At 62.2% G+C, this 13,179-nt stretch carries 13 protein-coding genes; 8 read left to right on the top strand and 5 right to left on the bottom strand.

Features of this window, described 5'->3' with window-relative positions; genetic code table 11:
• Nucleotide 1 precedes the first annotated feature (1 nt).
• The 3 genes from ABGM93_RS10350 to ABGM93_RS10340 are packed head-to-tail and all read left to right on the top strand — an operon-like array spanning nt 2 to nt 1,702.
• Nucleotides 2-499, top strand: a complete 498-nt coding sequence (locus ABGM93_RS10350; protein WP_321499165.1) for a L,D-transpeptidase family protein — start codon at nt 2-4, stop codon at nt 497-499.
• A gap of 32 nt (nt 500-531) precedes the next feature.
• On the top strand, nt 532-915 hold the full coding sequence (locus ABGM93_RS10345; RefSeq protein ID WP_321499164.1) for a DUF983 domain-containing protein: 384 nt from the start codon (nt 532-534) through the stop codon (nt 913-915).
• The gene (locus ABGM93_RS10340) at nt 905-1,702 is read left to right on the top strand and encodes an SURF1 family protein (protein WP_321499163.1); all 798 of its coding nucleotides are present in this window, start codon (nt 905-907) and stop codon (nt 1,700-1,702) included. Before ABGM93_RS10345 ends, ABGM93_RS10340 begins: the two co-directional genes overlap by 11 nt.
• A 52-nt stretch (nt 1,703-1,754) precedes the next feature.
• Here ABGM93_RS10340 and ABGM93_RS10335 read toward each other — a convergent pair whose 3' ends face one another.
• Nucleotides 1,755-2,240 (bottom strand): peroxiredoxin, encoded by a 486-nt coding sequence (locus ABGM93_RS10335; protein WP_321499162.1) that lies wholly within the window; start codon nt 2,238-2,240, stop codon nt 1,755-1,757.
• A gap of 149 nt (nt 2,241-2,389) precedes the next feature.
• The gene (locus ABGM93_RS10330) at nt 2,390-3,130 is read right to left on the bottom strand and encodes a protein-disulfide reductase DsbD domain-containing protein (RefSeq protein ID WP_321499161.1); all 741 of its coding nucleotides are present in this window, start codon (nt 3,128-3,130) and stop codon (nt 2,390-2,392) included.
• Between the two features lie 354 nt (nt 3,131-3,484).
• Here ABGM93_RS10330 and ABGM93_RS10325 point away from each other — a divergent pair, with 354 nt between their 5' ends.
• From ABGM93_RS10325 to ABGM93_RS10305, 5 genes are all read left to right on the top strand, one after another.
• The gene (locus tag ABGM93_RS10325) at nt 3,485-4,102 is read left to right on the top strand and encodes a YqgE/AlgH family protein (protein WP_321505828.1); all 618 of its coding nucleotides are present in this window, start codon (nt 3,485-3,487) and stop codon (nt 4,100-4,102) included.
• A gap of 274 nt (nt 4,103-4,376) precedes the next feature.
• Entirely contained in the window at nt 4,377-5,792 is a 1,416-nt protein-coding gene (gene thrC / locus ABGM93_RS10320; RefSeq protein ID WP_321499160.1) for a threonine synthase, read from the top strand.
• A gap of 3 nt (nt 5,793-5,795) precedes the next feature.
• Entirely contained in the window at nt 5,796-7,139 is a 1,344-nt protein-coding gene (locus ABGM93_RS10315) for a pitrilysin family protein (RefSeq protein ID WP_321499159.1), read from the top strand.
• A 25-nt stretch (nt 7,140-7,164) separates the two neighbouring features.
• The gene (locus tag ABGM93_RS10310) at nt 7,165-7,809 is read left to right on the top strand and encodes a GNAT family protein (protein ID WP_321499158.1); all 645 of its coding nucleotides are present in this window, start codon (nt 7,165-7,167) and stop codon (nt 7,807-7,809) included.
• Between the two features lie 31 nt (nt 7,810-7,840).
• Nucleotides 7,841-10,759, top strand: coding sequence for an EAL domain-containing protein (locus ABGM93_RS10305; RefSeq protein ID WP_321499157.1), 2,919 nt, complete (start codon nt 7,841-7,843; stop codon nt 10,757-10,759).
• Nucleotides 10,760-10,771: 12 nt separating this feature from the next.
• Here the strand turns inward: ABGM93_RS10305 and ABGM93_RS10300 are convergent, their stop codons facing one another.
• The 3 genes from ABGM93_RS10300 to ABGM93_RS10290 are packed head-to-tail and all read right to left on the bottom strand — an operon-like array spanning nt 10,772 to nt 13,172.
• Nucleotides 10,772-11,719: a YegS/Rv2252/BmrU family lipid kinase gene (locus tag ABGM93_RS10300; protein WP_321499156.1), complete on the bottom strand. Its 948-nt coding sequence runs from the start codon at nt 11,717-11,719 to the stop codon at nt 10,772-10,774.
• Nucleotides 11,716-12,195: a ribonuclease HI gene (gene rnhA / locus ABGM93_RS10295; protein ID WP_321499155.1), complete on the bottom strand. Its 480-nt coding sequence runs from the start codon at nt 12,193-12,195 to the stop codon at nt 11,716-11,718. Before rnhA ends, ABGM93_RS10300 begins: the two co-directional genes overlap by 4 nt.
• Nucleotides 12,192-13,172 carry a homoserine kinase gene (locus tag ABGM93_RS10290; RefSeq protein ID WP_321499154.1) on the bottom strand — a complete coding sequence of 327 codons (981 nt, stop codon included), beginning with the start codon at nt 13,170-13,172 and terminating at the stop codon, nt 12,192-12,194. Before ABGM93_RS10290 ends, rnhA begins: the two co-directional genes overlap by 4 nt.
• Nucleotides 13,173-13,179 lie beyond the last annotated feature (7 nt).

The raw sequence follows: 13,179 nt of genomic DNA, 5'->3' as shown, positions 1-13,179 counted from the left end.
TTTGACGCGTCTGGTTGCACTTGTCCTGCTCGTCTTTGTGGCCGCGGCGGCTCCGGCTGCCGCGGACGCAGGTCAGGTGCGCCAGATAGAGATCCGCAAGAGCGCGCGATTGATGAGGCTTCTCGCCGCCAATGGCGACGAGATCAGGCGTTACACGGTCGCGCTTGGCGGAAGCCCAATCGGCCACAAGCAGCGGGAAGGTGATGAGCGTACGCCGGAAGGCACTTACGTGATTGACTGGCGAAACCCGAAAAGCGCCTATCATCTCTCATTGCACATTTCATATCCCTCCGCCGCCGATCGCGCCCGCGCCCGCAACAGGGGAGATGATCCTGGCGGGATGATCATGATCCACGGCCTTCGGCGTGGAATGGGCTGGATCGGCTCGCTCCACACCTCCCTTGACTGGACGAATGGCTGCATCGCGGTGACGAATGCCGAGATTGAAGAGATCTGGTCGCTCGTCGAGAACGGTGCCACCGTTCACATCCTGCCCTGAAGGTGCGGGGCTATTTCCGAAGAGGAATGACCATGAGCGAGCCCCAAAACCTCCGCTATCCGCCGCTTCCTCCGACGCAAAGCGGCCTTCGCGGCCGCTGTCCGCGCTGTGGTCAGGGCAAGCTCTTTGACGGGTTTCTGACGACAGCCAAGAGCTGCGAGCGCTGCGGTCTCGATTTCGAGTTCATCGATAGTGGCGACGGCCCGGCGGTCTTCATCATCCTGTTTGTCGGTTTTCTGGTGGCTGCAGGTGTCTTCGCGGTGGAAATGACCTTCATGCCGCCCATATGGGTGCACCTGCTCCTGTGGGGCCCGATTACGCTGGGTCTGTCACTGGGCTTTCTTCGGCCCCTGAAAGGGTTGATGATCGCCCAGCAATATTGCCGAAGTGCAGGAGAAGGCCGACTTGGCGAATAGAAACGAGCGAAGGAAGCTCGGCGCGGGCTTCATCGTGCCAGGGGTTCTTCTGGTCGCGATCTTGGGCATTCTCGTCTCACTCGGGAACTGGCAGATGCGCCGCCTGTCGTGGAAGCTCGATCTCATCGACAAGGTCGATTCCCGCTTGAACGCAGAGCCCACCGATCCGCCTGGTCCCGATAACTGGGCCAATATCGATGCCGATGCGATCGCCTATCGACAGGTCCGGATGAGCGGTCGCTATCTTCCCGGCGAATTCCACGTCTTCACATCCTTGTCTGATCCGAAGGGCAGATATGGCGGGCCCGGCTACTGGGTGATGACCCCGTTCAGGACGTCTGGTGGCTGGATCGTCTTTGTCAATCGAGGGTTTGTTCCGCAGGATCTGAAAGCCGCCTCAAGCCGACCGGGAAGCGAGGCGCCGCAAGGCGATCTGACACTTGTCGGCACGGTTCGGCAGGCGGAACCGGAAGGGACCGGCCCGTCCTTTGAGGCAGAGCCGGAAAAGAACATCTGGTATCGCCGCGATCCGGCGCAGCTGGCGCTCGCTGGCGGTCTGGCGCCCGTCGATGTCGCGCCCTACACCGTCGATCTGAATGCGGGCTCGGGGTCCCCAAGCGGGCTTCCCCAAGCGGGCGAGACGAAGGTCTCCTTCAAGAACCCGCATCTTGGCTACGCGATGACCTGGTATGGGCTTGCCCTGTCCGCAATCGGGGTCTTCGCCGTCTATCTCATGGGCGCGCATCGGCGTCGGAAGGCCGGAGATCGCACCATGTTCTCCGCCTGAAGAGCATTCGGGCGGCACTCTCCGCCCGAACGCTCCCAATCTCAGGCGGCGTTTACAGCTGCTCCAGAACGCCCGCTGCGCTCGAAACCTGTGCCTGACCGGGGGAGTCCTCAATATTGAGGCTCGTGACCTTGCCGTCTTCCACGATCATCGAATAGCGCTTCGACCGGATGCCCAGCCCGCCCGCGCTGGCATCGAGCTCAAGCCCGAGCGCTTTAGCGAAATCGGCGCTGCCATCGGCGAGGAAGGTCATCTTGCCCTTCGCGCCTGTCGCCTTGGCCCAGGCGTCCATGACGAAAACGTCGTTGACCGAGGTCACGGCAACCGTATCCACGCCCTTGCTGTGGAAGACGGTCAGGTTGTCGATGAAGCCGGGCAGATGATTGTTGTGGCAGGTCGGCGTGAAGGCCCCGGGTACGGCAAAAAGGACGACCTTCTTGCCCGCGAAAACCTCGTTCGTGGTCGTTTCGCCCGGCCCGTCCTCTGTCATGACCTTGAAGGTTGCATCCGGCAATTTGTCGCCGATCTGGATCGTCATGTAACTGTCTCCCTGAATTGAAACGTGCAGGCCACGTGGGGGATGAGCCCACCGATCAGCAGACCGGCCGAGAAAAGCACCTCACGTAGCCACGGCACAGGAGATAGGGCTCAGCGGGGCTGCCGTCGAGGCAGACCTCGCGATGTTTTTCAAGGAACGTCAATGGCCCAGGTCTGATCCGCCGCCTTGTCGCCGTTCACAAGTGTCAGACGCAGCAAGGCCTTGCCATCCGCGCTTGCCAATCCGTCGAGCGAGAGCGAAAAAAACGCCCGATCCCCATCCTGCGTTTCAAGCGTGGGAACGCTGAGATAGGAGCCTTCGGGCCCTTCCACGAACAGGTCGAACGGAGCGTCGGGGTCTGAGAGCTGGGCGGTCATCTTCAGGACCGGAGCCGCGCCCCCCTCGACACTGACCCGGGAGACGGAAAGCGGATCGCCCGGCTGCGCCAATTGGGGCAATTTCGCAAGGGCTGCGCGTATTGAGGCCGCCTGAGGGGCATCTGCGGGCGCGCCGGGCGTCAATTCCACCTGAAGCTGCGTCATGACGGGGACGCACACCTGTTTGCACAACCCCATCGTCACGTTGGCGGTCAGGGAGACGGGGGCCTCGGCGCTTTGCGGGTGCACGAGTATCGGCAGCACCGTGGGGCCCTCATAACCGATGGTTACCGAATAGGGATCGACATGGCGCGCGGGGGCTGGAAATGCCATCTGCGCGGTGGCGAGGTTTTCCGAGCCTGCAAAATCGGCTTGCGTGCCGAGGCCGCTGTCGCCGGGAAAGCGCCAATAGGTCTTCCAGCCGGGATCGGGCCGGATTTCCAGCCCGGCCAGAAGCGATCCGTCCTCGTTTGCAGACCCGCCAGCGGTGATCAGACGGATTTTCCCGCCCATCGCTTCGTGCCAAGGTGAGGATCCGGCCTCCGCCGGGCTCGCGAGCGCCAAGGCTGCGGAAAGTGCAGCGAGGCATCCGCACAAGCGCAGACTGTTCCCGAAGAGGGCGATGATCGACATTGGCGACATGAGTGCTCTTGGTTTTCGCGCAAGGGGACAGGGTTCTTGCACGGGAGGACGGGGGCATCTCTTGCGTTGCAAACTAAAGGATCGGTCTTGTTCCTCCAAGACACGCTTCGCCTGCCCGCACTCATAATCATGTGAGGCTGGTGCGAGGAGATAGCCGCCTGACACCGTTAACAAAAGCGGTACTTGCGGCTAAACTCGAACTTCAGGTTGTGGTGAGTGAGGATGATGCAGATGGCGTTTGAGAAGGATACGAGCGAAAGCGCGGGCACCTATCTCGACGGTCAGCTTCTGATCGCAATGCCAACCATGGCGGACGAACGGTTCGAACGTTCGGTGATCTACATGTGCGCCCATTCCGCCGAAGGTGCGATGGGACTGATTCTGAACAAGCTGGTGGATAGCCTTTCCCTCCCCGAATTGCTCTCACAACTTGGGATCATCGAGGAGGATGATGCGATCCGACTGCCCCACGCGCTCGATGCCATGCCGGTTCACAGGGGGGGGCCGGTGGAGACGGGGCGGGGGTTTGTGCTGCATTCCTCCGACTACTTTGCGGAGAACTCCACATTGGCCATAGAGAAAGGCATCTGCCTGACGGCCACACTGGAAATCCTCAAGGCCATGGCGGAAGGGCGCGGCCCGGCCAACGCCATGCTGGCGCTTGGCTATGCGGGTTGGAGCGCGGGCCAGCTTGAAAGCGAGATCCAGGCCAATGGTTGGCTGACATGCCCCGCCGATGAGGCCCTGGTCTTCGGGCGTGATCTGGACAGGAAATATCTCGATGCACTGGGACGTCTCGGCATTTCGCCGGGCATGCTGTCCTGCGATGCGGGGCATGCCTGAGCGAAACTCGCGTCGATAGTCCTGAAAACAGCGCGCAACCTCAGGGCCCGGCCCCCTGTTCGAAGCGTTTCGACAAATTCGGTTTTCGTGTGGCCCCGTGTGATTTAGGCTCTCGCGCAATGGACTGTCTGCTCCCGCGGCGCATTCCGGCGAACGAGAAGCTCGCCGCGTAAGCGGGATTCGGATATGTAGACCCACGAGTCAGGCTCGACGAATAAACTGAAAACCGGACAGGGACACCGGGATCGGATCCCTCGTCGGGGAAGGAAGCCACTTGAAATATGTCAGCACGCGCGGCAACGCGCCCGAACTGGAATTCGCCGATGTTCTGTTGAGTGGACTGGCGCGCGACGGCGGCCTTTATGTTCCCGCTGAATGGCCCAACCTGAACACCGCCACCATCGCAGGCTTTGCCGGGCGCCCCTATCACGAGGTCGCGCTGGAGGTGATTCGTCCCTTCGTCGGATCGTGCATCCCCGATGATGTGCTGGCGCCGATGCTGCGCGACACATACGCCGACTTCCGGCACCCGGCGGTGACCCCGCTTGTTCAGCTCGCTCCCAACCGGTTCGTTCTTGAGCTTTTTCACGGCCCCACGCTCGCCTTCAAGGATGTGGCGATGCAGTTGCTCGGCCGCTTGATGGATCATGTGCTGGCCGAGCGCGACCAGCGCGCCACCATCGTAGGGGCGACCTCGGGCGATACGGGCGGAGCGGCGATCGAGGCTTTCCGCGGTCGTGAACGCACTGACATCTTCATCCTCTTCCCGAACGGGCGCGTTTCCGATGTCCAACGCCGTCAGATGACCACGGCGACGGAATCAAACGTCCACGCGCTGGCGCTGGAAGGTAATTTCGACGATTGCCAGGGCATGCTGAAAGGCATGTTCAACCATTTCGCCTTCCGCGACCGGATTGGCCTTGCGGGCGTCAACTCCATCAACTGGGCCCGCATCGTGGCGCAGGTGGTGTATTACTTCGTTGCGGGTGTCGCTCTTGGCGCCCCCCATCGTCCGGTATCCTTCACCGTGCCGACGGGCAATTTCGGCGATATCTTCGCCGGCTACGTGGCAAAGCAGATGGGGCTGCCCATCGAGCGCCTCGTTGTGGCGACCAATATCAATGACATTCTCGCGCGCACACTGGAAACTGGTCGTTACGAGATGCGCGGCGTCACTGTCACCACCTCGCCGTCGATGGATATTCAGGTCTCCTCCAATTTCGAGCGTCTGTTGTTTGACGCGGGCGGGCGCGACGCGGCGCAGGTCCGGAGCCAGATGGGTGGTCTCGCTCAGAGTGGGGCCTTTGAACTGGACGCGAAATCCCTGGCTGCTATCCGAAAACTCTTCGCCGCAGGGCGCGCTGACGAAGCGGCGGTCTCCGCTACGATTTCCAGCACCTGGCGTGAGGCAGGCTATCTGGCCGATCCGCACACCTCTGTCGGCCTGCATGTGGCGGAAATGCTGGCGGGCGAAGGAGATCCGGCGACGCCGATGATCGTTCTTTCCACCGCGCATCCGGCCAAGTTCCCGCAGGCTGTCGAGGCGGCCAGCGGCGTTTCGCCGGGGCTGCCAGTGTGGTTGTCCGACCTGATGGAGCGTGAGGAGCGGTTCGAGGTCGTGCCCAACGATATCTTTGCGGTCGAAAAACTGGTTCAGGCGCGCGCCCGCGCCGCAACGGCGGAGGCCTGATCCATGGATGTGCGCATTAGTCGTCTCGCCAATGGCCTCACGGTCGTTACCGATCACATGGCGCATCTTGAGACGGCCGCGCTCGGCGTTTGGGTGCGTGTGGGCTCTCGCAACGAGACCGAGAGCCAGCATGGCCTGACCCATCTGCTGGAACACATGGCTTTCAAGGGCACGCATCGGCGTTCCGCCCGCGCGATTGCGGAGGAAATCGAGGCGGTGGGCGGCGAGTTGAACGCCTCTACCAGCGTGGAAAACACCGCCTACTATGTGCGGGTCCTGGCCGATGACGTTCCGCTTGCGGTCGATCTGCTGGCCGATATTCTCGGCAATTCGCTTCTTGATCCTGTGGAGCTGAAGCGTGAGCAGCATGTGATCCTGCAGGAAATAGGCGGTGTGCAGGATTCGCCGGAGGACTGCGCCTTCGACCAGATGCAGGAAACCGCATGGTCGGGACAGCCGCTGGGGCGCACGATCCTCGGTACGCCGCAGACGGTGAGTTCCTTCACTTCCGAAGGCATTCGTGAATATCTCGATACCCACTACCGTGCGGGCAACATGGTTCTGGCTGCCGCAGGCAAGGTCGATCACGATGCCATCGTGAAGCTGGCCGAGACATGTTTTGCCGACTTTCCCGCCGGTCCGGGCGGTGGTTTCGAGCCTGCGATCTATGCTGGGGGCGAAAGCCGACAGACGCGCGATCTCATGGAAGCGCAGCTGCTGCTGGGGTTTGAGGGCAAGCCCTACAAGCATCCCGACTATTACACCATCCAGATCCTTGCCGGCGTTCTGGGCGGCGGCATGTCCTCAAGGCTCTTCCAGGAAGTGCGCGAGGCCCGCGGTCTTTGCTATGCCGTCTATGCCTTCCACTGGTCCTTCACGGATACGGGTCTCTTCGGCATCCATGCAGCCGCCGGTGAGGAGGATCTCGACGAGCTGATGCCGGTGCTGCTGGGTGAATTGGCCCGCATCGGCGAACATGTGAGCGAGACGGAAGTGGAGCGCGCGCGCGCCCAGATCCGTGCCTCGCTGATGATGTCGATGGAAAGTCCGGTCGCGCGCGCAGGTCAGATCGCGCGCCAGATCATGGTCTATGGTCACTGCCTGGAGCCCGCGCAGATCCTGGAGCGCATCAATGCGGTGAGCGCAGAGGATGTCCGGCGCGTGGCGGCGCAGACGTTCAGCGGCTCTGCTCCGACGATCTCTGCTGTGGGTCCGGTTTCGCGGCTGATGGACGCTGCCTCGATTGCGCAGCGTCTGGGGGCGGCGCGATCGGGAGCTGCGCAGACGGGCGCGGAAAACGGGCAGAGTGGGCGCTTCGCCGGTATCGGCACCGGCAAGCCGCTCTGATCGGCAGGAACGAAGGGGAAGGGCGATGGCGTTACTGGGCTCGATCGGATACGGCGAACCGAGCCCGGTTTTGCAAAGCGAGCGTCTGATCCTGAGAATGCCGACCATGGCCGACCACGCCGGTTGGGCGGCCTTGCGCGAACAGTCCTATTTCTTTCTGAAACAGTGGGAGCCAACCTGGCCCGCCGACGATCTGACAAGAGCGGCATTCCGTCGCCGTCTGCGCCGCTACATGCGCGAAGTGCGCAACGATACGGGCTATCCCTTCTTCCTGTTCCGCCGCGATAACGGCGAGGTCCTGGGCGGATTGACGCTGTCCAACGTGCGACGGGGCGTCACGCAGTCCTGTTCGATGGGCTATTGGATCGGCGCCCCCCATGCCCGTCAGGGCTATATGAGCGAGGCGGTCGAATGCGCGATGAGTTTCGCCTTTTCCCGCCTTGGCCTGCACCGTGTGGAGGCAGCCTGCCTTCCCCATAATGAGGCCTCAATCACTCTGTTACGTCGTGCGGGCTTTTCGCATGAGGGGCTGGCGCGCGCTTATCTGCGCATTGATGCGCAGTGGCGCGATCATCTTCTTTTCGCAAGGTTGGCAGACGATCCGGAGCCCGCACGCCGAACGCATGGCCGACGGGTGGTCTCTCTGGAAGGCGTTAAACATAACTTGTGAAGGCGCTGGCGGTTCGTTACTCCTTGCCGCCATGCCTGCTTATCGAGTGGAGTCTTATGTGCGACGTCTGTGTCTCGTCCTGATTGCGGTTTTCCTGCTTGCCCTGTCCGGATGGGCCCTGCCTGCGCGCGCGGTTGAGGCCATATCGGTGCCCGCCACCGCGGATGCCGTCGATCTGACCCATTCGGTTGAGCGCTATGAAAACCATGGCAACGCCATCCAGGTTTCCACCGCGCCGGGCGCGGACGGCATCGTACGTCGCATTGAGGTGACTTCGCGCGACGGTCAGAACACGGACTGGATCGTCTTCGCGCTTTCCAACCCCTCCGACGAGCAGATCGATCGGCTTCTGGTCGCCCCTTTCTACCGTTTGGTCGGCTCCGGCATTCTGTGGCCCGATCTCGGTTCCTCGCGCATCGCGTCGCTTTCGCCCAGCCAGGGCATCATTCCGGAGCGCATCAACAGCCCGGACGCCGACGTCTATCAGATCACCCTCGATCCCGGCGCGGTCGTCACTTTTGTTGCCGAACTCCACACGTCCAAAGTGCCTCAGCTCTATCTGTGGCAGCCGGAGGCCTACAAGGACAGCGTCAACGCCTACACCCTCTACAAGGGCATCGTTCTGGGCATATCCGGCCTTCTGGCGCTGTTTCTCACCATCATCGTGGTGATCAAGGGAACGATCATGTTTCCCGCCACCGCCGCGCTTGCCTGGACGGTGCTGGGCTATCTGTGCATCGATTTCGGTTTCTGGAACCGGGTCTTTGGCCTGAGCGCCGGCGGCGAGCAGCTCTATCGCGCGGGCGGCGAGGTGCTTTTGGCCGCGAGCCTCATCGTGTTCCTCTACGGCTATCTGAATCTCAATCGCTGGCACATCCATTACAGTCACGTGGCGATCACCGCGCTTGTGCTGTTGCTGGGGCTTTTCAGCATTGCGATCTGGGATCCTGCCATTGCCGCAGGCATTGCGCGCCTCTCGCTCGCCGTTATTGGTCTTCTGGGATTTGGTGTCGTTCTCGTCCTGGCCTTTCAGGGCTATGATCGCGCGATCATGCTCATTCCGACATGGTTCCTGCTGCTGGTCTGGCTCGTCGGTGCCGCGCTTGCGGCCAATGCCGCACTGGCCAACGATCTCGTCCAGCCGGCCATAGACGGCGGCATGGTTCTGGTGGTGCTGCTGATCGGCTTTACCGTCATGCAGCACGCCTTTGCCGGGGCGGCTCTCCTTCAGGGTTCCATTGGCGATGTGGAACGCCGCGCGCTCGCATTGACCGGGTCCGGCGACATGATGTGGGACTGGGACGTCGACCGCGATCATATCCACACCGCCGGCGAGCTGGAGATCCTGCTGTCGCTGAAGCCCGGAACGCTGGAAGGACCGGCGCGCGAGTGGCTTGACGTGATCCATCCCAGCGACCGCGACCGCTTCCGCGCGACATTGGATGCCATCATCGACCAGCGCCGCGGTCGGATCGCGCAAGTGTTCCGTCTGCGTTCCGAAGACGGACATTTCCGCTGGTTCCTGCTGCGTGCGCGCCCGCTTCTGGGTTCTGACGGCGAGGTCGTGCGTTGCGTCGGCACGTTGCATGACGTGACAGAGCAGAAGACCTTCGAGGAGCGCCTGTTGCATGATGCCGTCATCGACAATCTGACGGGCCTGCCCAATCGTCAGATTTTCCTTGATCGGTTCAACGCCGCAATGGCGCGCTACAAGGTGGATGGGACGGTGCGTCCCACCGCGATCGTGCTCGATATTGACGGCTTCAAGCAGGTCAACACGAACCAGAGCATTTCGGTGGGCGATTCCATTCTGCTCACCATGGCGCGCCGGCTGGCCCGTCAGATCAAACCGCAGGACGCGCTGTGCCGTCTGGCGGGCGACCAGTTCGGTATCGTTCTTCTGTCGGAACAGCAGCCCGATCGCATCGCCGCCTTTGGCGAGGCGCTGCGCCGAACCGTGCGCGCGCCCTTCACCTTCGGCGAACATGAAATCTACCTGACCGGCTCCATCGGCCTGGCCATCGGCGACGGTGCCAACACCTCGGCGAGCGAAGTCGTCCACGATGCGGAAATCGCCATGTATCAGGCCAAGATGCTGGGTGGCGATCGCATGGAGGCCTATCGTCCGACACTCAAGACGGTGACCGGCGACCGGGTCGTTCTCGAAAACGATCTGAAGTCCGCCATTGCCAATGAAGAGCTGCGCATTCTCTACCAGCCAATCATACGGCTCGCCGACCGCACCATCGCCGGATTCGAGGCGTTGGTGCGATGGCAACATCCCAAGCAGGGATGGCTTGGCCCGCATGATTTCATTCCGCTGGCCGAGGAATCCGGCCTGATCAATGATCTCGGTCTCTATGTGCTGGAACGCGCTGCCCGCCAACTCTCCTACTGGCAGCAGCAGGGACAGGACAATTATCGTCTCTTCACCAGCGTGAATGTCTCCTCGCGCCAGCTTCTGCGTCACGATCTCATCAACGACGTGAAGGCGGTGATGTCACGCTCTGCGTTGACGCCGGGCACGTTGAAACTGGAGATCACGGAATCGCTGGTGATGGAAAATCCGGAATACTCGGCCAGGGTCCTGGAGCGTCTGCGCTCCTTCGGCGCCGGGCTGTCGCTGGATGACTTCGGAACCGGTTATTCCTCGCTCAGCTACCTGCAGCGCTTCCCCTTCGACACGATCAAGGTCGACCAGTCCTTTGTGCGCAACGACCACAAGAACCATAATGGCGGCGCGCGTCCTGTGATCCTGCGCTCCATCGTGACGCTGGCGCATGACCTCGGCATGGACGTGGTGGCGGAAGGGGCTGAGACGGAATCGGACGCGCTGGAACTGCTGCAACTAGGTTGCGAATATGCACAGGGCTTCTTGTATGGTCAGCCCATGCCCGCCGAGGACGCGAGCAAAATGCTCTCCAACCAGTTGGCGCGCATGCAGAATTAGCAGACCCAGTCTCTAAGGAACGATCACGCTCAGCGATCGCTCGCCCTGTGTGATGGCAAGCGGCGTCGTTCCGAAGGGATCTCCGTCGATCTGTGCGGCGACCGGCTTTGCGGCCCGGATCGTTGCGTCGCAAACAGGGCGCACGATCACATCCCGGCAGGCCTCCATGCGCCCGCGCAACAAGGCGACGGATGCGCGGATGAGCGCCGGCACACGGTCGCTTGTCACGGCAACCAGATAAAGCCCGGGGCTGCTGACATCCGCTTCGCGGCACACCACGAAAGGCCCGCCATAATGGGCAGCCTTGGTGATGACCGCGAGGCGACAGGTGATCTCCTCGCCGTCCGCCTCCACCACAAGGTCGTTGTGGCGCTGAGCGAAAGCCTGTCTGAGGGCGGTAACCACATAGGCGAGCTTTCCCAGACGCCGTTTCAATGCCAGCGGCACCGCATGCACGACGCGCGCATCGAACCCGGCCGAAACCATGAGCAGGAATGGGCGGCCGTCGGCCAATCCGTAGTGCAACGCCTTGATCCGCCGTCTCAACACCATGTCGGCGATTTCAGTCGGTTTGGACGGAAGCGAAAGCTCCTGCGCCAGCACGTTGGCTGTGCCGCAAGGGATGACCGCGATGGCAGGTGGCGCAAGGATCGATTGAAAGCCCGTCAGCGCCTCATTGATGGACCCGTCGCCACCCGCGATCATCACCACGTCGAAGGCAAGCTGCGGATCGGAACAGATCTCGCCGATCTCTCCGGCATGCGTCGTCAGGCGCAGCTCCACATCACGTCCGGCTTCGCGCAGGCGTTGCGCGATGAGGTCGAGCCCCTTGGGGTTGAAGCCGCCCGCGGTGGGATTGGCGATAATGAGGACACGCCTGCCTTTCTGAGGGAGGCCGCCCGCGTCATGCAGTTCGGCGGGAGCGCCAAAGGGGCTGTTTTCGCCGCCGTCTGCCATCATCGAGGCTCGTCGTCGAAATCCGCCGGGCGTCCGCGTCGCGCCTTGAACGGAGCCATGCCGCCGCGCGCGAGTTCGTCGGCGCGCTCATTGTCCGGGTGGCCAGCATGGCCTTTCAGCCAGTGCCAGTCGATATCGTGGCGTTTGCGGGCCTCCTCCAGCGCCTGCCAGAGATCGGCGTTCTTCACCGGCTTCTTGGCCGCGGTGCGCCAGCCGTTCTTTTTCCAGTTGAAGAGCCACTTGGTGATGCCGTCGCGGACATAGACGGAATCGGTGAAGAGATCGATGGTGCAGGGCCGCTTCAACGCATTCAGCGCTTCAATCGCGGCCATCAGCTCCATGCGGTTGTTGGTGGTCTGGGCTTCGCCGCCCTTCAGTTCGCGCTCGTGTTCGCCGAAACGCAGTATCGCGCCCCAGCCACCCGGACCGGGATTCCCCGAGCACGCGCCATCTGTGTAGATCTGGACACGCTCGCTCATCGGGTCATATCCCGCGTGGTGAGGCCGTAGTCTCGGGCGCCCTCCACGCCGCAGTGGAAGCGCAGCTTCTTTACATATTCCATAGGATCCTTCGGGGTGACGAGCGCGTTATCCGGCACGGTCAGCCAGTCATGCAGACGGGTCAGCAGAAAGCGCAGCGCGGAGCCGCGCGCCAGCAGCGGGAGGGCGTCATATTCCGCATCGGTGAAGGGGCGCACGCTTGTGTATCCCTTCAGGAGGGCGCGCGCTTTGGTGACGTTGAAAGATTCGTCCGCCTCAAAGCACCACGCATTCATGCAGGTCGCCACGTCATAGGCGAAGAAATCCGTGCAGGCAAAATAGAAGTCGATGATCCCCGACAGCTCCTTGCCGAGAAAGAAGACGTTGTCGGTGAAGAGATCGGCATGAATCTCGCCAACCGGCAGGTCGCTCGGCCAGTTCTCTTCCAGCCGCGCCAGCTCCCGCTCGATCTCGGCTGCAAGCCCGCCACAGACCTCGTCCGCGCGCGCGCGTGAAAGATCGAACAGCGGACGCCAGTTGTCGACAGTGAGCGAATTCTTGCGGTGCATTGTGAAGTCGGCGCCCGCACGGTGCAATTCGGCCAGGGCCACGCCGAGCGCATGACAATGGTCTGGCTTCGGGCGGCGGATCGACATGCCTTCCAGAAAGGTGACGATGGCCGCGGGCCGTCCGGCAAGGGTGCCCAGCGTTTCGCCCTGTCGGTTGGCGATCGGCGTTGGACAGGAAATGCCCGCGCCCGCCAGATGCTCCATCAGGCCGATGAAATAGGGAAGCTCGTCCGGGTTCACGCGCTTTTCGTAAAGCGTGAGGATGTAATAGCCCGCCTCGGCATGGAGCAGGAAATTGGAATTCTCCACGCCTTCTGCGATGCCCTTGAAGGCGAGAACGGCGCCAATGTCATAAAGGGCGACGAAGGCGGCGAGCTCCTCGTCGGAAACATCCGTGTAGACGGCCATGGGATCA

This window comes from Breoghania sp. (assembly GCF_963674635.1).
In the GTDB taxonomy this organism is placed as follows: domain Bacteria; phylum Pseudomonadota; class Alphaproteobacteria; order Rhizobiales; family Stappiaceae; genus Breoghania.
The sequence above is the reverse complement of the archived record's forward strand: the minus strand, read 5'-3'. Positions and strand labels throughout refer to the sequence as shown.